Annotated in this window: 14 protein-coding genes and 2 pseudogenes; 10 read left to right on the top strand and 6 right to left on the bottom strand. The window is 41.6% G+C overall.

Features of this window, described 5'->3' with window-relative positions:
• Positions 1-274: 274 nt before the first annotated feature.
• The gene (locus ANSO36C_RS09670) at positions 275-586 is read right to left on the bottom strand and encodes a hypothetical protein (protein WP_251959349.1); all 312 of its coding nucleotides are present in this window, start codon (positions 584-586) and stop codon (positions 275-277) included.
• A gap of 532 nt (positions 587-1,118) precedes the next feature.
• On the bottom strand, positions 1,119-1,946 hold the full coding sequence (locus tag ANSO36C_RS09665) for a carbohydrate ABC transporter permease (RefSeq protein WP_251959348.1): 828 nt from the start codon (positions 1,944-1,946) through the stop codon (positions 1,119-1,121).
• Between the two features lie 181 nt (positions 1,947-2,127).
• On the opposite strand from ANSO36C_RS09665, the pseudogene ANSO36C_RS09660 reads away from it, so the two are divergent.
• The 5 genes and pseudogenes from ANSO36C_RS09660 to folE all read left to right on the top strand — a co-directional run bounded on the left by ANSO36C_RS09660 (position 2,128) and on the right by folE (position 7,013).
• A pseudogene (locus ANSO36C_RS09660) lies at positions 2,128-2,823 on the top strand (aldehyde oxygenase (deformylating)).
• Positions 2,824-3,043: 220 nt separating this feature from the next.
• Positions 3,044-4,064: pseudogene (locus tag ANSO36C_RS09655) on the top strand (long-chain acyl-[acyl-carrier-protein] reductase).
• 102 nt (positions 4,065-4,166) lie between these two features.
• Positions 4,167-5,168: an acetyl-CoA carboxylase carboxyltransferase subunit alpha gene (locus ANSO36C_RS09650; protein WP_251959347.1), complete on the top strand. Its 1,002-nt coding sequence runs from the start codon at positions 4,167-4,169 to the stop codon at positions 5,166-5,168.
• Positions 5,169-5,502: 334 nt separating this feature from the next.
• Entirely contained in the window at positions 5,503-6,228 is a 726-nt protein-coding gene (locus ANSO36C_RS09645) for an SDR family oxidoreductase (RefSeq protein WP_251960291.1), read from the top strand.
• A 77-nt stretch (positions 6,229-6,305) separates the two neighbouring features.
• Positions 6,306-7,013, top strand: a complete 708-nt coding sequence (gene folE / locus ANSO36C_RS09640) for a GTP cyclohydrolase I FolE (RefSeq protein ID WP_251959346.1) — start codon at positions 6,306-6,308, stop codon at positions 7,011-7,013.
• A gap of 72 nt (positions 7,014-7,085) precedes the next feature.
• Here folE and ANSO36C_RS09635 read toward each other — a convergent pair whose 3' ends face one another.
• Positions 7,086-7,715, bottom strand: a complete 630-nt coding sequence (locus ANSO36C_RS09635) for a phosphoribosylanthranilate isomerase (RefSeq protein WP_251959345.1) — start codon at positions 7,713-7,715, stop codon at positions 7,086-7,088.
• Between the two features lie 111 nt (positions 7,716-7,826).
• On the opposite strand from ANSO36C_RS09635, the gene psaK reads away from it, so the two are divergent.
• The 4 genes from psaK (at position 7,827) to ANSO36C_RS09615 (ending at position 12,455) form a co-directional block, all read left to right on the top strand.
• Positions 7,827-8,081 carry a photosystem I reaction center subunit PsaK gene (gene psaK, locus ANSO36C_RS09630; RefSeq protein ID WP_251959344.1) on the top strand — a complete coding sequence of 85 codons (255 nt, stop codon included), beginning with the start codon at positions 7,827-7,829 and terminating at the stop codon, positions 8,079-8,081.
• 510 nt (positions 8,082-8,591) lie between these two features.
• Positions 8,592-9,788, top strand: a complete 1,197-nt coding sequence (locus ANSO36C_RS09625) for a site-2 protease family protein (RefSeq protein ID WP_251959343.1) — start codon at positions 8,592-8,594, stop codon at positions 9,786-9,788.
• Positions 9,789-10,046: 258 nt separating this feature from the next.
• A complete protein-coding gene (der, locus tag ANSO36C_RS09620; RefSeq protein WP_100898952.1) occupies positions 10,047-11,417 on the top strand; it encodes a ribosome biogenesis GTPase Der in 1,371 nt (456 codons plus the stop codon).
• Between the two features lie 120 nt (positions 11,418-11,537).
• Positions 11,538-12,455, top strand: a complete 918-nt coding sequence (locus ANSO36C_RS09615) for an energy-coupling factor transporter transmembrane component T family protein (RefSeq protein ID WP_251959342.1) — start codon at positions 11,538-11,540, stop codon at positions 12,453-12,455.
• A gap of 250 nt (positions 12,456-12,705) precedes the next feature.
• Here ANSO36C_RS09615 and ANSO36C_RS09610 read toward each other — a convergent pair whose 3' ends face one another.
• Together ANSO36C_RS09610 and ANSO36C_RS09605 are read right to left on the bottom strand one after the other, a co-directional pair.
• Positions 12,706-13,383 (bottom strand): hypothetical protein, encoded by a 678-nt coding sequence (locus ANSO36C_RS09610; protein ID WP_251959341.1) that lies wholly within the window; start codon positions 13,381-13,383, stop codon positions 12,706-12,708.
• A gap of 112 nt (positions 13,384-13,495) precedes the next feature.
• Positions 13,496-15,490 carry a heavy metal translocating P-type ATPase gene (locus ANSO36C_RS09605; protein WP_251959340.1) on the bottom strand — a complete coding sequence of 665 codons (1,995 nt, stop codon included), beginning with the start codon at positions 15,488-15,490 and terminating at the stop codon, positions 13,496-13,498.
• Between the two features lie 569 nt (positions 15,491-16,059).
• Between ANSO36C_RS09605 and ANSO36C_RS09600 the strand changes: the two genes are divergently transcribed.
• On the top strand, positions 16,060-16,440 hold the full coding sequence (locus ANSO36C_RS09600; protein WP_251959339.1) for a hypothetical protein: 381 nt from the start codon (positions 16,060-16,062) through the stop codon (positions 16,438-16,440).
• Between the two features lie 136 nt (positions 16,441-16,576).
• Here the strand turns inward: ANSO36C_RS09600 and ANSO36C_RS09595 are convergent, their stop codons facing one another.
• On the bottom strand, positions 16,577-17,776 hold the full coding sequence (locus tag ANSO36C_RS09595; RefSeq protein WP_251960248.1) for an ISAzo13 family transposase: 1,200 nt from the start codon (positions 17,774-17,776) through the stop codon (positions 16,577-16,579).
• Between the last annotated feature and the right edge of the window lie 228 nt (positions 17,777-18,004).

Genomic DNA, 18,004 nt, shown 5'->3' with positions numbered 1-18,004 from the left:
ACTTAACTACTGATAAACTTGCTAATTGAGAATAAAAACACAATTTTGTGACACTACTAACAAAATAATTGTGTTTTTCGAGGAACGTCAATTATGAATCGCCAAGAAATAAGTTATCCAATCTTGTGGGGTGGGTATCTTGTCCGCTTTTTTTATGAACGATCAAGACACTCACCCACAATAAATAGTTGGATATTTTTTATTTACAATTTCCTTACCTTTCTTCTCAATTAATCGAGATTAGGTGTGAAGTTGACAATACTGCTACGGTTTTCTAGCATTTAATGCAATTTCCCTGCCAGTCTTCGCAGCATTGCAATTTCAAGACAACAGGGCCTAAACCTGCTGGCAAAAATCCCTGTGGTTGCTTGTTATCAACAGCACCAGTGGATGGAATTGGAGCTAATTCAATATGGCACTCAAGCTTAATTTTCAGGACTCTATCTTTTGATATACCGTTTTCTTCGAGTAGGGTGCGGAAATTAGAGATTTTCAAAATTTCCATAATTTCCTGCTGAATTTTCTCTTCTACCCGCTCTAAAGTTTCAGACTCAATGACTGCTTGTTGTGAAGTTTGAGATTTCATGAATTTTGCTCTCCTTGCAGACTGGTAAATGTGTGAATTTATCTTGTGGTGTACTAAATTAACGTGATTTCAAGTAGTACAGTTTGGCAACAAAAAAATCAAGGATACAGAGTCTAGAGTGGCGCTACAGCATTAGGTTTCTAAAGCTCTTGCGAACTCCCATAATTATTACTTCAATTCGACTAGTAACAATTACGCATTGCGTAACAAAACTTCATATATTTTTGCCGGATTTCCTTAAAGCCTTCATGAATCTGGCGACCGTTGACCACTCAAGAGGATTGAGTAATTGATAACTCCTCACACTCTGCTTACGGTTTGGATAATACCATTTCATTAAATAGCTGATACAAATACATAGGTAGGGGCGTACAAATGTACGCCCCTACCTATGTATTCTGTTGCAAGGATTTTTGAAAATGGCGTGGCGAAAAAGTGATACTTTCGATGGGCTACGCCAACATACTACACCTAAGTTTGGTAGAAACTGCGAGTCGCTTGTGCGAAGGTTATTAAAAGCGATCGCACCACACTAATTTTTAATCCCCGTTGCAGCAATACCCTGAATAAACTGACGCTGACCGATGAGAAATAATACCATTACCGGAACCGTCGCTATAGTTACCGCCGCCATCATTAAAGGCCAATTATTTGTAAATTGCTCTTGAAACTCAGCTAACGCCAGTTGCACCGTCCTTAATTCCGGTCGTGTCGTAAATACCAGAGGCTTAAACAAATCATTCCATTCGCCGATGAAGGTGAACAAAAACAGCGTCACCAAGGCCGGACGGGCTAAAGGTAACATCACCCGCCACAAAATTTGCAGTCGGTTCGCCCCATCTATGGCGGCGGCTTCCTCTAACTCCACCGGAATTGTCTGGAAATACTGACGTAACAAGAAAATCCCAAAACCGTTGACAGCAGTGGGTAAAATCAGCGCCCAGTATGTATTTATCAGGTGTCCCCACTTCAAAACCAAAAAAATAGGAATCACCAATAACTGAAAGGGAATCACCAAAGTTGCTAAAACTACCAATAGCAGTGCTTGGCGTCCCCGAAACTTCAGCCTTGCTAGGGCATAACCAGCCAAAGCAGAAGTGACAATTTGAAACGCCGTCACAGCGATCGCTACCAAGGTAGAATTAGCAAACGCCAGCAAAAATTTCCCCTGTTGCCAGGCAACGCGGTAATTAGCTAAAGACCAGTTATTTTTGGATAAATTATCTGGGCTGGTGGTGGTTGATGCAAAGGAGGTGAGAAAGACCACAAACAATGGTAGTAGAACGATAAATGCCCCTAGCAGTAAGACTACTAGGCTCAAAAAATTGCCAGATTTTAGATTCGGGTTTGGTTTGGACATAACTTGAGTTTCAAAGCATTTATTTCGCTAGTACTAGAGCATCACCCTCAGCAAAAGTTAATCTATAAACATAGTTACTTGTTAAGTTAAATTAAAACCACAGTGATTGTTACTCTCAGTTCATGAGGTAAATTCAATCCTGGTGTCAAATAATTCTTCCCTTACAGGAGTAAACATAACCATGCAGCAGCTTACAGGCCAGTTAAAGAATTAGATTTCAAGAGCGAAACATACAAAGATGCTTATAGCCGGATTAATGCGATCGTGATTGAAGGGGAACAAGAAGCCCATGAAAATTACATCACGCTAGCTCAACTGCTGCCAGAATCTCATGATGAACTGATTCGCCTCTCGAAGATGGAAAGCCGCCATAAAAAAGGATTTGAAGCTTGTGGACGTAATTTGCAAGTAACCCCAGATTTGGAATTTGCTAAAAAGTTTTTCTCTGGACTACACCAGAATTTCCAAACAGCAGCAGCAGAAGGCAAGGTAGTTACCTGTCTGTTGATTCAGTCTTTGATTATTGAATGTTTTGCGATCGCAGCATATAACATTTACATCCCCGTCGCCGACGACTTTGCCCGCAAAATCACTGAAGGAGTAGTAAAAGAAGAATATAGCCACCTCAACTTTGGAGAAGTTTGGTTGAAAGAACACTTCACAGAAGCTAAAGCTGAACTTGAACTTGCAAATCGCCAAAACCTACCCATCGTCTGGAAAATGCTCAACCAAGTAGAGGGTGATGCCCACACAATGCAATGGAAAAAGATGCTTGGTAGAAGACTTTATGATTCAGTACGGTGAAGCATTAAGTAACATTGGTTTTACAACTCGCGATATTATGCGCTTATCAGCCTACGGACTCATAGCCGCTTAAAAAAGTTAGGAGTGAGAAATTATGAGTCGAACTCTAATACCATTCAGTTAAGCCCAAAGTCCTTGAGAGAGAAGCGAAATGCATCTCTACAGATCAAAACTCAGAACCAAAAACCCTTAACCCATGAGGTATTGAGTCGTACTCCTAACTCCTAACTCCCAACTCCCAACTCTCGGAAATTTACACGCGCTCAGGACAGCATAAGCTTAATAATCACTACATGTTTGGTCTAATTGGACATCTGACTAGTTTAGAACACGCTCAAGCGGTAGCTAAAGAATTGGGATACCCAGAATATGCCGATCAAGGGCTAGACTTCTGGTGCAGCGCCCCGCCGCAAATTGTTGATAGCATTATTGTCACCAGTGTAACTGGGCAACAAATTGAAGGACGGTATGTAGAATCTTGCTTTTTGCCGGAAATGCTAGCTAGTCGCCGCATCAAAGCCGCAACGCGCAAAATCCTCAACGCAATGGCCCATGCACAGAAGCATGGCATTAACATCACAGCTTTAGGGGGATTTTCCTCGATTATTTTTGAAAACTTTAAGTTAGAGCAATTTAGCCAAGTCCGCAACATTAAACTAGACTTTGAACGCTTCACGACAGGAAACACACATACTGCTTACATTATTTGTAAGCAAGTAGAAGAAGCATCAAAACAACTAGGAATTGATCTATCAAACGCTACTGTTGCTATATGTGGGGCAACTGGGGATATTGGTAGTGCAGTTACTCGCTGGCTAGATGCGAAAACAGATGTCCAAGACCTTCTGCTGATAGCCCGCGATCAAGAACGTCTCAAAGAGTTGCAAGGCGAACTGGGGCGAGGAAAAATCATGGGTTTGACAGAAGCACTGCCCCAAGCTGATGTTGTCGTTTGGGTTGCCAGTATGCCTAAAGGCGTGGAAATCGACCCCACTACTTTGAAACAACCCTGTTTATTGATTGATGGTGGTTATCCTAAAAACTTAGCAACAAAAGTTCAGTATCCTGGTGTATATGTGTTAAATGGTGGGATTGTAGAGCATTCCCTGGATATTGACTGGAAAATTATGAAAATCGTCAATATGGACGTGCCAGCCCGCCAGTTGTTTGCTTGTTTTGCTGAATCAATGCTGCTGGAATTTGAGAAGTTATATACGAAACTTTTCCTGGGGGCGCAATCAGATTACCGTAGACAAAATGGAGCAGATTGGTAAGGTATCAGTGAAACATGGATTTAGACCTCTGCTGGTTTAGTCATTAGTCATTTGTCCTTGGTCATTAGTCATAAAGGACAAAGGACAAAGGACAAAGGATAAAAGATAGATAACTTATAACTCGTAACTTATAACCCCTACGATGGCAACTACCGAGCGTAAACCGCTACTGTTAGATTTTGAAAAACCCTTAGCAGAACTCGCAACCCGAATAGATCAAATTCGGCAACTTGCAGAAGAGAATGGGGTCGATGTTTCTGGTCAAATTCGCCAACTAGAAGCTCGTGCCATGCAACTGCGTGAGGAAATTTTCACTAGTCTATCCCCGTCCCAGCGATTGCAAGTCGCTCGTCATCCCCGTCGCCCCAGTACTCTCGATTACATTCAGGCTATTAGTGATGAATGGATGGAATTGCATGGCGATCGCTGTGGTGGTGACGATCCGGCTTTAGTTGGTGGTGTTGGTCGTCTGAGTGGGCAACCTGTGGTGATGTTAGGTCATCAAAAAGGTCGTGATACCAAAGACAATATTGCCCGTAACTTTGGAATGCCTTATCCTGGCGGCTACCGCAAGGCGATGCGGTTAATGGAACACGCCAATAAATTTAGTATGCCGATACTAACTTTTATTGACACGCCAGGAGCTTGGTCTGGGGTAGAAGCAGAACACCAAGGTCAAGGAGAAGCGATCGCTTACAACTTGCGGGAAATGTTTTGCTTAGATGTGCCAATTATCTGCACAGTCATTGGTGAAGGTGGTTCCGGTGGCGCACTCGGTATTGGCGTAGGCGATCGCCTACTCATGTTTGAACACTCCGTTTATACCGTCGCCACTCCCGAAGCCTGCGCCGCAATTTTGTGGAAAGATGCTGGCAAGGCTCCCCAAGCTGCCGTGGCTTTGAAAATTATTTCCCACGACCTGAAAAAATTGGGAATTATCGACCAAATACTGCCTGAACCCACTGGTGGCGCTCATTCCGATCCTTTAAAAGCTGCTACCATTCTCAAGCAAGTGCTGCTAGAAAATTTGGACGAACTCAATCGTTTAACCGCTCCAGAACGCCGCCAACTGCGTTATGAAAAATTCCGCAAAATTGGTGTTTTTACAGAAGTTGGCCCACTAACGGCACTGCATAATGATTGATTAATAAAGCAAAAATGCTATAATTGCCTATGTGCTTAAAGATTTTTAACAATCTAGCCATAGGCATTTGTATGTTTGATAAATCTACTCAATTTCATTGAGTAGCTTTTGTGTTATTGAGTAATCTAATTTCAGTGTCCGGCGTGGTTTTCCAGGCGATGATTTGTTGTCTTCACTGTTAAAACCCACAATACGCCTAGTATTGCACTGAATCATAGCAGTTACTTAATTGAAATCATCAGATTTTTAGATTCCTTTAATCTATCCAAACCGAGAAGTGTGAATAATTGGGTGGTAATAGGCTTTGGGAACTGCCAAAAAATTGGGAGACACCATGAGTGTTGAGCAAAAACGACGCGCCCTGATTACAGGGGCAAGTAGTGGGATTGGGAAAGCAACGGCTTTAGCCTTTGCGAAAGCGGGAATAGATGTCGCCCTAGTTAGCCGTTCTTTGGATAAGTTGGAGGCGGTAAGAGAAGCAGTCAAGCATACTGGGGTGGAAGCGAAAGCTTACGCTGTAGACTTAGCGCGGCTCTCCGAAGTCAAAGAGAAGATCCAAGCGATCGCCCTTGACTTTGGTGATATAGACATTCTGGTAAATAATGCCGGCATCGCTTATACAGGCAATTTGAGCGAAACCCCCTTAGAGGACTGGCAGCAGGTAATTGACTTAAATCTTACCAGCGTGTTTCAGTGCATTTTGGGAATTTTACCTTCAATGCGCGATCGCGGCACAGGCACAATTATCAACGTCGCCTCAATTGCCGCCAAGCAACCCTTTGCCGGTTGGGGAGCATACAGCATCAGCAAAGCTGGTTTGATAGCCCTCTCTCAAACCCTGGCACAAGAAGAACGCATCCACGGCATTCGTGTCACATCTATCTGTCCCGGCGCAGTCAATACCGAACTTTGGGACACAGAAACAGTTCGTGTCAGCTTAGACCGTTCCAAAATGTTAACCCCGGAAATTGTGGCTGAATCAATTCTCTACACAGTTCTGTTACCACAACAGGCAGTTATTGATGAATTGACCCTAATGCCCAGCGCTGGCGCACTTTAATTAGTCTTTTGCCCTTTGTCTTTTGCAAATGACTAATGACTAATAACTAATGACTAAACCATAACCAAGACTTAATCATGACTACTGCTAGTTCCAACGGTTCTAATTCCTCTCAATCACCTCTGATTCCCGACTTGGCAGAAGCCATAACTCCTAGACCCGATCGCAATACTCATAACGGGCGACAAGCGGATGTGTTCCCGCCAAAAGAGGAGCAGATGGAGGAAATGAAGGAGGCCGTGCGGACACTAATATTGGGCGTTGGTGAAGACCCCGAACGTGAAGGACTCCTCAAAACACCCAAACGAGTAGCCGAGGCAATGCGGTTTCTTACCAGTGGCTATAACCAATCCCTTGAAGAACTCGTTAATGATGCCATCTTTAATGAAGGTCATAGCGAGATGGTACTAGTTCGAGATATTAATTTCTTTAGCCTGTGTGAACACCACATGCTGCCATTTATGGGTAGAGCGCACGTTGCTTATATTCCCAACCAAAAAGTTGTCGGACTGAGTAAGCTAGCCCGTATTGTTGAGATGTATTCCCGGCGCTTGCAAGTACAAGAGAGGTTAACCCGCCAAATTGCCGAAGCAATCCAGACCATTTTAGAACCTCAAGGCGTAGCCGTTGTCATGGAAGCTAGCCACATGTGTATGGTAATGCGAGGCGTTCAAAAACCAGGTTCTTGGACTGTAACTAGCGCAATGGTTGGTGTCTTCCAAGAAGAACACAAAACCCGCGAAGAATTTTTTAACTTGATTCGCCACCAAGCGGCATTCTTTTAAAGAATTGGGCATTGGGCATTGGGCATGGGGCATGGGGCAATAGTCCTCTCCCTCTGCCTCCCCTGCTCCCTACTATCTACTAGCTAATTTTTCAAACAACTTAGCTACTTTATCTAAATCCTTATCTCCAGGTGTCCGTTCCACACCACTAGATAAATCAATGCCGCTAGGATTAACCTGACTGAGGGCTTCCAAAATATTATCGGCTGTTAATCCTCCTGCTAAAAACCAAGGACAATTGGGATTAAATTGCTCTAGCATTGTCCAATCTAAGGTTTTGCCCGTACCACCCAATTGTTGCGGATGGTATGCATCAAGCAGTAAAGTATCTACGTATTTTGTGTAATCAACTACTGTGTCTAGATGCTCAAGACTATTAATTCTCATAGCTTTAAGAATTTCGACATTGGGTAAAGCTTGACGCAATTGGTAGCAAAAATCTGGTAACTCATCTCCGTGTAGCTGTACACCAGTCAACCCAGAATCAAGGACTATCTGACTGATTTCGGGGATACTAGCGTTGGCAAAAACACCAATTGTGTCAATATTTGCCGGGAGTTCTGCTACTGCTGCCCGAATTTGGGATGTAGTCACGTAGCGAGGTGAGGTTGGCACACAAATAAATCCTAGTGCCGTGGCCCCCATAGAGGCGATCGCTACAGACTGCTGTGGTTGAGTAATGCCGCAAATTTTAACGCGCATGAAAATTTAACAAATTTAAAATAATCCTCAAGAAAGTCTAAACTATCCGCAAAACTTTTGTACCTTGGTAATTTTATAATTTTGTAGGTCTACATTTTAGGAGACAAAAGCTTGATTTCATCTATTTTACTAGCAGCCCAGGCAACTGTTCCCACAACACCTGCGTGGAATCCTACAGTTGGCATCATCATCAGCATCACTTGCTTAGTAATTGTTTTGCTAAGTACTAGGATCGAAAAACCCTTAGTTGGCCCCAAGTTCCCCATCCTGCCGATTAGTGTTCCAACATTCGTTGCAGCGATGGCTTTTGGTCATATTATCGGCGTTGGCATCGTTTTAGGACTGACTAACATCGGTCGTCTGTAGTTTTGCGATGATGGCGGCGTTACAACTAACGCCGCCATCAATACAAAACTCCTAAAAACGATTTTGGTTCCTTCTCCAGCAAAATAACTCATGAGCATTAGCCAGTCAGTCTTCGCGTAGTCAGCCTAACTGAGGGGGGAGATACTAACCTTCCCTTGAGGGACGATTCCAGCTACTTCATCAACGGAGGATTGATATGGCTTTAGAAACAGGTTAATCCCCTTTACAAGGCTTATTCAGTTAATTTATGCAGGAGAAAGAACGGGGAAGCAGGGGAAGAATAAAAATTACCTATTTCCCCTCTGCTCACTGCTCCCTGCCCCTTTGCCTCTTCCCAATGCCCCACTTCAGAGCTTTGCTCACAGGCATTAATTAGCTATTCTAGAAATAAGAGCAGAGCATTTCGTCACTCGGCACTATCGAATTGATGCTCGGAAATATATGTATAAGTATATACGCAAATATTGCAGTACAGAAACTACTGGCGATATCTAGTTTTAGGACAATGTAATGCAAACAAATTGGAAAATTGGGTCTTTATTTGGAATTCCCCTGTTTTTAGACCCGTTATGGTTTGTGATTTTAGGGTTGGCAACTCTTAACTTTGGGGTAGCTTATCAAGAATGGGGGACTGTTATAGCTTGGAGTGCTGGAATAGTTATGGCACTGTTGCTATTTGGTTCGGTATTGTTACATGAGTTGGGGCATAGCTTAGTAGCCCGATCGCAAGGCATTAAAGTTAATTCAATTACCCTATTTCTATTTGGCGGGATTGCTGCTATTGAAGAAGAATCTAAAACTCCGGGCAAAGCTTTTCAAGTAGCGATCGCTGGGCCTATGGTGAGTATCATCCTATTTTTCCTGCTCCGGCTAGTATCTATTGTGATACCTGATACTAATCCACTCAGTGTCATGGTTGGAGATTTGGCGAGAATTAACTTGGTGGTGGCGCTATTTAACCTGATTCCCGGTTTACCTCTAGATGGAGGACAAGTGTTAAAAGCAGCACTATGGCAAATCACAGGTAATCGTTTTCAAGCCGTACACTGGGCTGCAAGGGCTGGGCAAATTTTGGGTTATGGTGCGATCGCTTTAGGATTTGTTGTCGATTTCGTGACGAGGGAGTTAGTACTTGGTTTGTGGATTGCGCTGTTAGGTTGGTTTGCTGTCCGCAACGCTAACACCTATGACAACATGACAACATTGCAAGAAGGCCTACTAAAAGTGGTGGCAGCCGATGCGATGACACGCGATTATCGAGTTGTTGATGCTGATCAGACATTGCGTTCTTTTGCTGACTTATACCTGTTGGAAACCACTCCCTCACAGGTTTATTTTGCTGCTTCTGATGGGCGTTACCGGGGTCTAGTTTCCATTGACGATTTCCGTTTAACCCAAAGGAGTGAATGGGAAACTCAAACTTTACATAGCATTGTGCATCCGTTGACAGAAATACCCACTGTTACAGAATCAACATCGATCGCTGAGGTGATTAACAAACTGGAGAATGAGCAATTACCTCGAATTACTGTACTTTCTCCGGCTGGCGCTGTCGCTGGTGTCATTGATCGAGGAGATATTGTGCGATCGCTAGCACAAAAGTTAAATTTGCAGATAACCGATGCTGAAATTAAGCGCATCAAGGAAGAAGGGAGTTATCCACCTGGTTTGCAATTGGGAGTAATTGCAAAGTCAAGTACAAATTAAGCGTCACACCTTCGTCATCTGTTTGCAATAGATTCGTCAAAAGCGTGTGTGATAGTTAATTTGGTATTTAGTTACAAAATGCTTTTTTTGGGTAAAAGGTAGGAGTTCCCTACCTTTTTTATTTTTGAAACTATGCCGTTACTCATTAGCCCATCGTAGATATCGCCTCAGATAATTGGGAAATTATTAAAACTTCAAGTTTAAAGAGAGTAAAATGTAAGTACGTGATATACTACGTCTCTCACTTACCCTGGTTTTATGGCACTGCCAATTGTTGCAATTATCGGACGCCCAAATGTAGGCAAATCCACCCTGGTTAATCGACTCGCCGGGGAACAAACGGCGATTGTCCATGATGAACCGGGAGTGACACGCGATCGCACTTATCTACCAGCTTTCTGGAATGGTCGTGAATTTTTGGTGGTAGACACTGGTGGTTTAGTTTTTAATGATGATACCGAATTTTTACCACTAATTCGCCAACAGGCAATGACAGCCCTGGCAGAAGCATGTGGCGCTATCTTTGTCGTAGATGGTCAAACAGGCCCCACCTCAGCAGATTTAGAAATTGCCGAATGGATGCGCCAACAAACTGTACCTGTGCTACTAGCTGTAAATAAATGTGAATCCCCAGAACAAGGCTTAATGCAAGCTGCCGAATTTTGGGAATTGGGATTGGGCGAACCTTACCCCATCTCCGCGATTCATGGAAGTGGCACAGGAGAGTTACTCGACGAGTTAGTTAATCACATCCCTGCTATTGAAGACATTCCAGAAACGAATGAAATCAAAGTAGCAATTGTGGGACGCCCGAATGTGGGCAAATCGAGCTTACTAAATTCTTTTGTTGGGGAAGAGAGGGCAATTGTCAGCCCAATTTCTGGTACTACCCGCGATGCTATTGATACCGTCATTGAACGGGAAGGGCAAACCTACCGCTTGATTGACACCGCCGGTATTCGCAAAAAGAAACACATCGAATACGGCACAGAATTTTTTAGTATTAACCGTGCTTTCAAAGCGATTCGTCGCGCTGACGTGGTTTTATTAGTAATAGATGCCGTAGATGGAGTCACTGAGCAAGACCAAAAATTAGCTGGGCGAATTATCGAAGAAGGTCGAGCTTGCATCATCGTCGTTAATAAGTGGGATGCCGTCGAAAAAGACTCTTACACAATCTACGACTACGAAAAAACTCTGCAATCACGGTTACATTTTACCGAATGGGCAGAAACAATTTTTGTGAGTGCCTTGTCAGGACAACGGGTAGAAAAGATTCTCGAATTGGTGAAAACTGCGGCTGAATCACATAAACGCCGTGTTAGTACATCAGTAATTAACGAAGTCTTAACAGATGCCGTTAGCTGGCATTCACCCCCAGCATCCCGTGGTGGGCGTCAGGGCAAGATTTATTATGGTACACAAGTAAGTAGCCAACCACCAACGATCGCCCTATTTGTCAATGATTCCAAACGATTCAACGACAACTACCGCCGCTACATTGAACGGCAATTTCGGCAACAGCTAGGATTTAAAGGCACGCCAATTATTTTACTGTGGCGGAGCAAAAAAGTCCGTGATGCCGAAAGTGGTAATGTTAATAGAGCAACTCGCGTCAAAATAAGTTAGGAGACGCGATGAATCACATCTGCACAACAGAGACGTGATTAATGGTGTCTTTACAGGAGTTATGAGTTAAAGTCAAGACTTCAAACTGCAAACTCCTCATTCCTAACTCCCAATTTTAAAATGGATTTATTGCGATCGCTGCCACTTGGACTTTATTTAGAACAACCTCAAACTTGGCTGCATAAAATCGATCCGCGAGTTAAGTTCGCCTGGTTGATGAGCTTTTTAACCAGCTATGTTTTAGCTAACAATTTTTGGCGGGTGCTGCTGGTGGTAGTATTGATTCTTGCAACCTTAATTGCGAGAATTCCTCGACGAGTATGGCAGCAGCAAATGGGTTGGCTCTTAATGTTATCGTTTTTTGTATTAGCGATCGCAGCCATAAGTCCTGATGCAATGGGAGTAGATTATCAACCACGCCTGCCAGCTAATGAACAAATATTAACCCAGCCACCAAACTCCAATAATGTTGTTCAAGAGCAAGTAAGTAATAAGAAATACAGCTATGTGCTATTTCACAAAGGCCCAGTCAAAGTAACTCGCCGCTCTTTGGATTTGGCAGTACGCCTGAGTACACTTATATTTACCGTAATTTACAGCACCAACCTATATCTGCTAACAACCGCACCAGAAGAAATTACATCTGGTATAGAAAGTTTAATGCAACCACTGCGACGCTTTAAGTTACCTGTCACAGAAATTGCTTTAACTTTAACCCTATCCTTGCGCTTTATTCCCTTAGTTTTAGAAGAAGTGCAAAACTTATTTCGCTCCGTCATGACAAGGGCAATTAATTGGAAAAAGCTGGGATTGAAAGGAGGGTTTAAGGTTTGGATGACAGTAGCAGAGAGATTGTTAGAAAATCTGCTTTTACGAGCCGATCAAATGGCGAATGCAATGATGGTGCGTGGTTTTACCAGTCCTAATGAGCATAGAGTGCAGTGGCACGACTTACGATTAAAAGGGCGTGACTGGCTTGCGATCGCAACTTTAATCTTATTCTGGGGAATACGGCTAGCTATAGGAACTCAGGTATAGCTGTTAGCTTATAAAAATACATGGATAGGGGCGTACATCTAGTCAGAGAGGCGGAGATCGTCAAAGCTTTCCATCGAATGTGCGAGGTTCAAATGAAATATAAGCTAATACAGTTCAGTTCAACATTTCTTTCTTCTCTCAGTGTTCTCTGCGTCTCTGTGGTAGCCTGCGGCAAGCCAAGCGTCTACGTTAAAAAAATTGACTTGGATAAAAAATTTTAGCCTTAACTGAACCGTATTGAAATATCAGTCTACTCACTTGGGTTCAGTACAACAATAATTTCTGCTAACCTAATTCCCAAAGGTTTCCAGTGGGGATTGCTGGAGGAAAAAGTAGCATCTCCAGACACTGATTGGTAGTCATTGGGAAACTTTTCAGAAGCATTGGGAGCCGTATCTACTCGTAAAATGAGTTTGCCTTGATAGTGGGATAATTTGCTACTATCTAACAAAATCGTGCCGCCGTAATCCCATGCCAATCCATAGAGTTTAAAATCACCTAACTTCTTACGTAATTCGCTCAAAGGGGTTCCAACACCGATACCTTCGCGGGTTTTCCAAGCTGAACCCAGGTTACGCACATCTAAAGGTTTAGTACGAGTATTATCACTCCAAACTACTAAGAGCGTTCGCCCCTGATTGAGGTTTACCTGAGTAGCTGCAAAACTACCCATTCCTTCAGCACCAGAGATAGTTTTATCAACGAGATGAGATGCACCAAACAGTTTAACTAAATCCTGCTTGGTAGTTGTGCGTGTTATCGGGCTAACTCTTTCCCCAGGAACAATTAAACGATCTTCTAAGGGTTGCAATTTAGCAACAGTAATTGGATGATTGATTTTCTGCGGTAGTGCAAAGGCTGGGTTGGCTGAATAGTTTAGCAGTAAAGCTAAAGTAGCTGTAGCAATGCCGTTGATTGATAAATTCATAGGTTCTATTTTGGGTAGCAGCTTATGAGTGAAAAGTGTAAAATAAGCCACGCCTTACTCTTCAATAATTACTACAATTTCCCAATTACAGAATCCCGATTTTCCAAAAATTTTATTTCATCGCTCTAGTTGCGTTTAAAATTGCCAGCATTGCGACTCCGACATCAGCAAATACAGCTTCCCACATTGTCGCTATACCAAAAATACCCAATCCAATAAAGACACCTTTAATTGCTAAAGCAAATCCAATATTTTGCCAAACAATTTTGCGAGTTTTTTTGGCGATTTGTATTGCTTCTGCAACTTTTGATGGTGCATCTGTCATGATTACAATATCGGCAGTTTCTATTGCGGCATCTGAGCCTAAGCCGCCCATCGCCATGCCAACATCCGCTCTAGCAATCACTGGCGCATCATTAATGCCATCCCCTACAAAGGCAACTTTACCATGCTTACCGGCGGTGCTGAGTAACTTCTCAATGGCATTAACTTTTTCTTCTGGTAATAACTCTGCTTCGTAAACATCTATGCCTAGCTGTTGAGCAATACAGGATGCGATCGCTTGATTATCTCCTGTCAACATGACTGTTCTTTTTACACCCATTCTCTTGAGTGCTTGAATAGCCTCTCTAGCATCTTCTTTCAGTTCATCAGCAATGACAATATACCCAGCGTAAATATTATCCATTGCTAGATGAATAACTGTTCCTTCTAACTGGCAATTATCATGAGCAATTTTCTCTTTATGTAATAAGCGATCGCTTCCCGCTATCACTACCCTATTTTCAAATTTAGCTTTAATTCCATAACCTGCTATTTCTTCATAATCTCTCATCTCAAATTCATCGATTTTTCCACCATAAGCCTTGCAGATAGATTGCGCGATGGGGTGATTTGAGTGTGATTCTACTTTGGCCGCTAATTGCAGTAATTCTTGTTCATTCCAACCATTTAATGGTACTATTTTTACTACTTTAAATACACCTTTAGTTAAAGTTCCTGTTTTATCAAAGACAACGGTATTGACCGCATTTAAAGTATCTAGAAAAGTAGAACCTTTAACCAAGATTCCTCGTCTAGCTGCACCTCCCACGCCTCCAAAGTAACCTAATGGGATACTTATAACGAGTCCACAGGGACAGGATATAACTAGTAAAATTAGGGCGCGATAAAGCCATTCTGAAGAAGTTGTACCCGCAATAAATAAAGGAGGCAATATTGCAACAGCTAAAGATGTCAAAACTACTATTGGCGTATAATATCGCGCAAATTTAGTAATAAACTTTTCTGTTTCTGCTTTTTTACTTTTGGCATTTTGCACCAAATCTAAAATCTTGGCAATGGAAGATTCATCAAAGAGTTTTGTGACTCTAATACTGATCACACCCATTTTATTGATCATCCCAGCCAAAACTGTTTCTCCCAACCTCACCGTTCGCGGTACAGATTCTCCAGTTAATGCGGATGTATCAACTTGCGAATTACCATCTATAATTTCACCATCTAAAGGAATTTTTTCTCCGGGTTTGACAATAATAATATCCCCAATATTTACTGTTTCTGGCGATACTTTTTTTAGTTCTCCTGCTGTTTGAAGGTTGGCATAATCTGGGCGGACTTCCAATAACGCTTTGATGGAATTACGAGAACGACTGACGGCAATATCCTGAAACAATTCACCAATTTTATAAAATAGCATTACTCCGACAGCTTCGGGTAATTTATGAATTGCGATCGCGCCTAGTGTCGCTACTGTCATCAAAAAGGTTTCATCAAATACTCTACCTCTAAGTATATTACGTCCAGCAGTTTTTAAAACACTCCACCCACTTAATAAATAAGCAGGGATGAAAAGCAGATATTCACCTATTGAATAGAATGTATTGTGTAATTGATTTTCAAAAATTACACCTGGCGCATATATACTTAAAATCGCTACTAAAGATAATACCTCATTTTTCAGATTGAATTCTCCGCCGTGATCGTGATTGTGATCATGGTTATGATTATCATCATGATTGTGATTATGAACATGGTTATGATTCTCGTGATGGTCATGTTCACAGTTGCAACAATTTGAAGATTCTGAATGTACTTTCTGCTTCATTTTTATATACAGGCTACTAAATTACTTGATATATAAGCCTTTTTACAAATGTAATTAAAAAAATGACTTTTTACAAGTTAATCACTTAAGAACGAGAATCTATATCAAAAATATTGCTAAACATTTACACTATCTTTTGGTTTCAATAAATATTTCTAATCTTATAAAGCTAGCTCTAGCAGTTATCAATTACATCTAACAATCTAAAATATAACTTTTGTTCGGAGTCAGCAATTTATCTCTCTGCATAAAAATTTGGAGGGTTAGAGCCGCTAATTACGAGATTTAATTTGATTAAGCTTTTATACTTACATCAAGCGAACAATCACCATCTTGGCAATATACAGTTGATTAAATCTGCTCAAGTACACAACTTGCGTCTCAAAGCTAGACATCAACCTGTTGATTACTGAATTATGCTGTAGCAAATAATTTGTAACAAAACTGAGTAAAAATGGAACTTTATTGAGTAACAAGTATCAAGCTAGCTATTCTTAGGGAAAATTCACTTGAAGTTTGAAAGTTAATCGAATACCCTAAACTAGTAGAACATTTTTTCAAGGAAATCTATGAACAAAAAAATTCTTCTAAATTTGCTTTCCACTTCCTCAATCTTTGTGTCGATGATGTCTACGCTGGTAGCATTTAACCCTGCCCATGCTAGTGGTAGTATTACACAGCGATTATTGCACACAGAAGATGGTCGTACCTGTATCACTAACCCACATGGTGGAAACGATTTTGTGTGTATTCGAGATTCAGAAAGAAAGCAACCCTACACCTCTGCACGTTCCTCAACTATTGTCACATCAGTGTCAGATGAGAATGTTGCCATGTTAAACTTTACTGAAGAGGAAAGCGATGCTGCAATTAGAGTATTTGGCTGCGACTGTCCATTATGTGTAAATTCTTTGCGTCAGTTGCAAGGTACTGGAAACTTGGTGTACTAAGATTCAATAGCGCTGATAGCGACTAGAAATTTTGTTAGATACACCTGATTAATCACGTATAGAAGATATACAAAACCAAAAAAGCATTTTTAACTAAATACCATTAGAGAACTCCACAAAAAAAATGATCCAATAGCTATGTGGGTTTAGCAAAAATTTCTACAAACCATTTTCTGAGATTGGGGAGGCGGTGAATCTGTGTTTCAATTTCTGCCATAGCGGAGGTAGTAAGTTTAACTCCTGTAGAATAAACTGTTTCTACCAATGTGACCACCGGATTTTTACCCTTAAATGTGAGAGTTTGGGCGAAATTCAGTACAGTCTCAACAGTGTCAAGTAAACTACCATTCCAATGCTGTTCTAACCAGCCAAAACAACGTTCTATCGGGTTATATTTGCTATGATAAGGCGGATAATAAGCAAGTTGTAACGTCAGTTGAGATGATGTACCAAAATCTACAATCCGCTTCATAAATTGAGTGCGGCGAGAATTATTTTCAGGTCCATTATCCTGATTAATCACCAGTTTTTGAATATGAGCAAATCTGTGTTTGACAGTTTGCCACCAGCTTTCAAGCAAATCAACAATACAATCAGCGGTTAATTTGGAAGAAACAAAGAATAAAAATAACTCGTTGTATTCAGGTATAAAAATGCCGTAGGGAATCAGAGTTATCTCCGTCGGGAAGTCGTGGTCTACTGAGATGGTTGGCATTCGATTTTTACCCCCACGGTCAAATTCTCCAATCTTAACTGCTACCTTAGCATCAATGGAAATTCGCAGAGTATGAGGGTCATTGTCAGCTTCACTATTAATTTGTTCAACTTGTTCAAAAATCGCTTCTGTTTCGGGAATTTTCTTGATAGGCTTGGTTTTCAGAACTCTTTTTAAGGTATAGCCTAAATCATTCAATTTTCGTCGAATTGTTTCTGATGAAGGTAGTTCTTCCTCTGTGTAACCAAATTGTTCAATTAGTTGACGACGGACTTCGCTTGCCGTCATGCGTGTATACAAACGTATACTTTTAAAACTGGGGTCAGTTTGACTTTGTGGGTCTACTAACGATTTTATATCCCTCAACAAGTTTGATAATTTTGCTTCAGCCCGCTTGCGTCCACTACGCCTGAAACCATCAATAAAAGGCTGACCACTCTCTAACTCCTGCATCCCTTTACGGATAGTGCGCCTATTCCATCCCAACTCCCTTTCCGCCACAGTTTGTCCACCTATTCCCAAACCTTTGACTACTTCTGCCATGAATTGTCTTCGGTCACTTCCCTTGAGTTTTTTCGCTGTTTTGATGTACAGAGATTTTAGGTGCGCGGTGAGTTGAATGATAGATTTTGGATACATGAGCTAGACTGCACACTGAATTTATCTTTCTCTTATCATAGGATCAATTATTCTGTGGAGTTCTCTTACTATTATGGCGTTGCTGATTAGATGTATGAATCTTGGTCTAGAGATTGCCAATTGCTAGTTTCTACAAAGGTTTTAAAATCAGTCAAAGCATCAAACCACTCAAATCCATATTAGACGCTATTAAAAAATGTGTGTATTGAC

Origin of the sequence: Nostoc cf. commune SO-36 (genome assembly GCF_023734775.1) — a bacterium.
Lineage (GTDB): Bacteria > Cyanobacteriota > Cyanobacteriia > Cyanobacteriales > Nostocaceae > Nostoc > Nostoc commune_A.
This window is presented reverse-complemented; position numbering and strand designations above follow the sequence as displayed.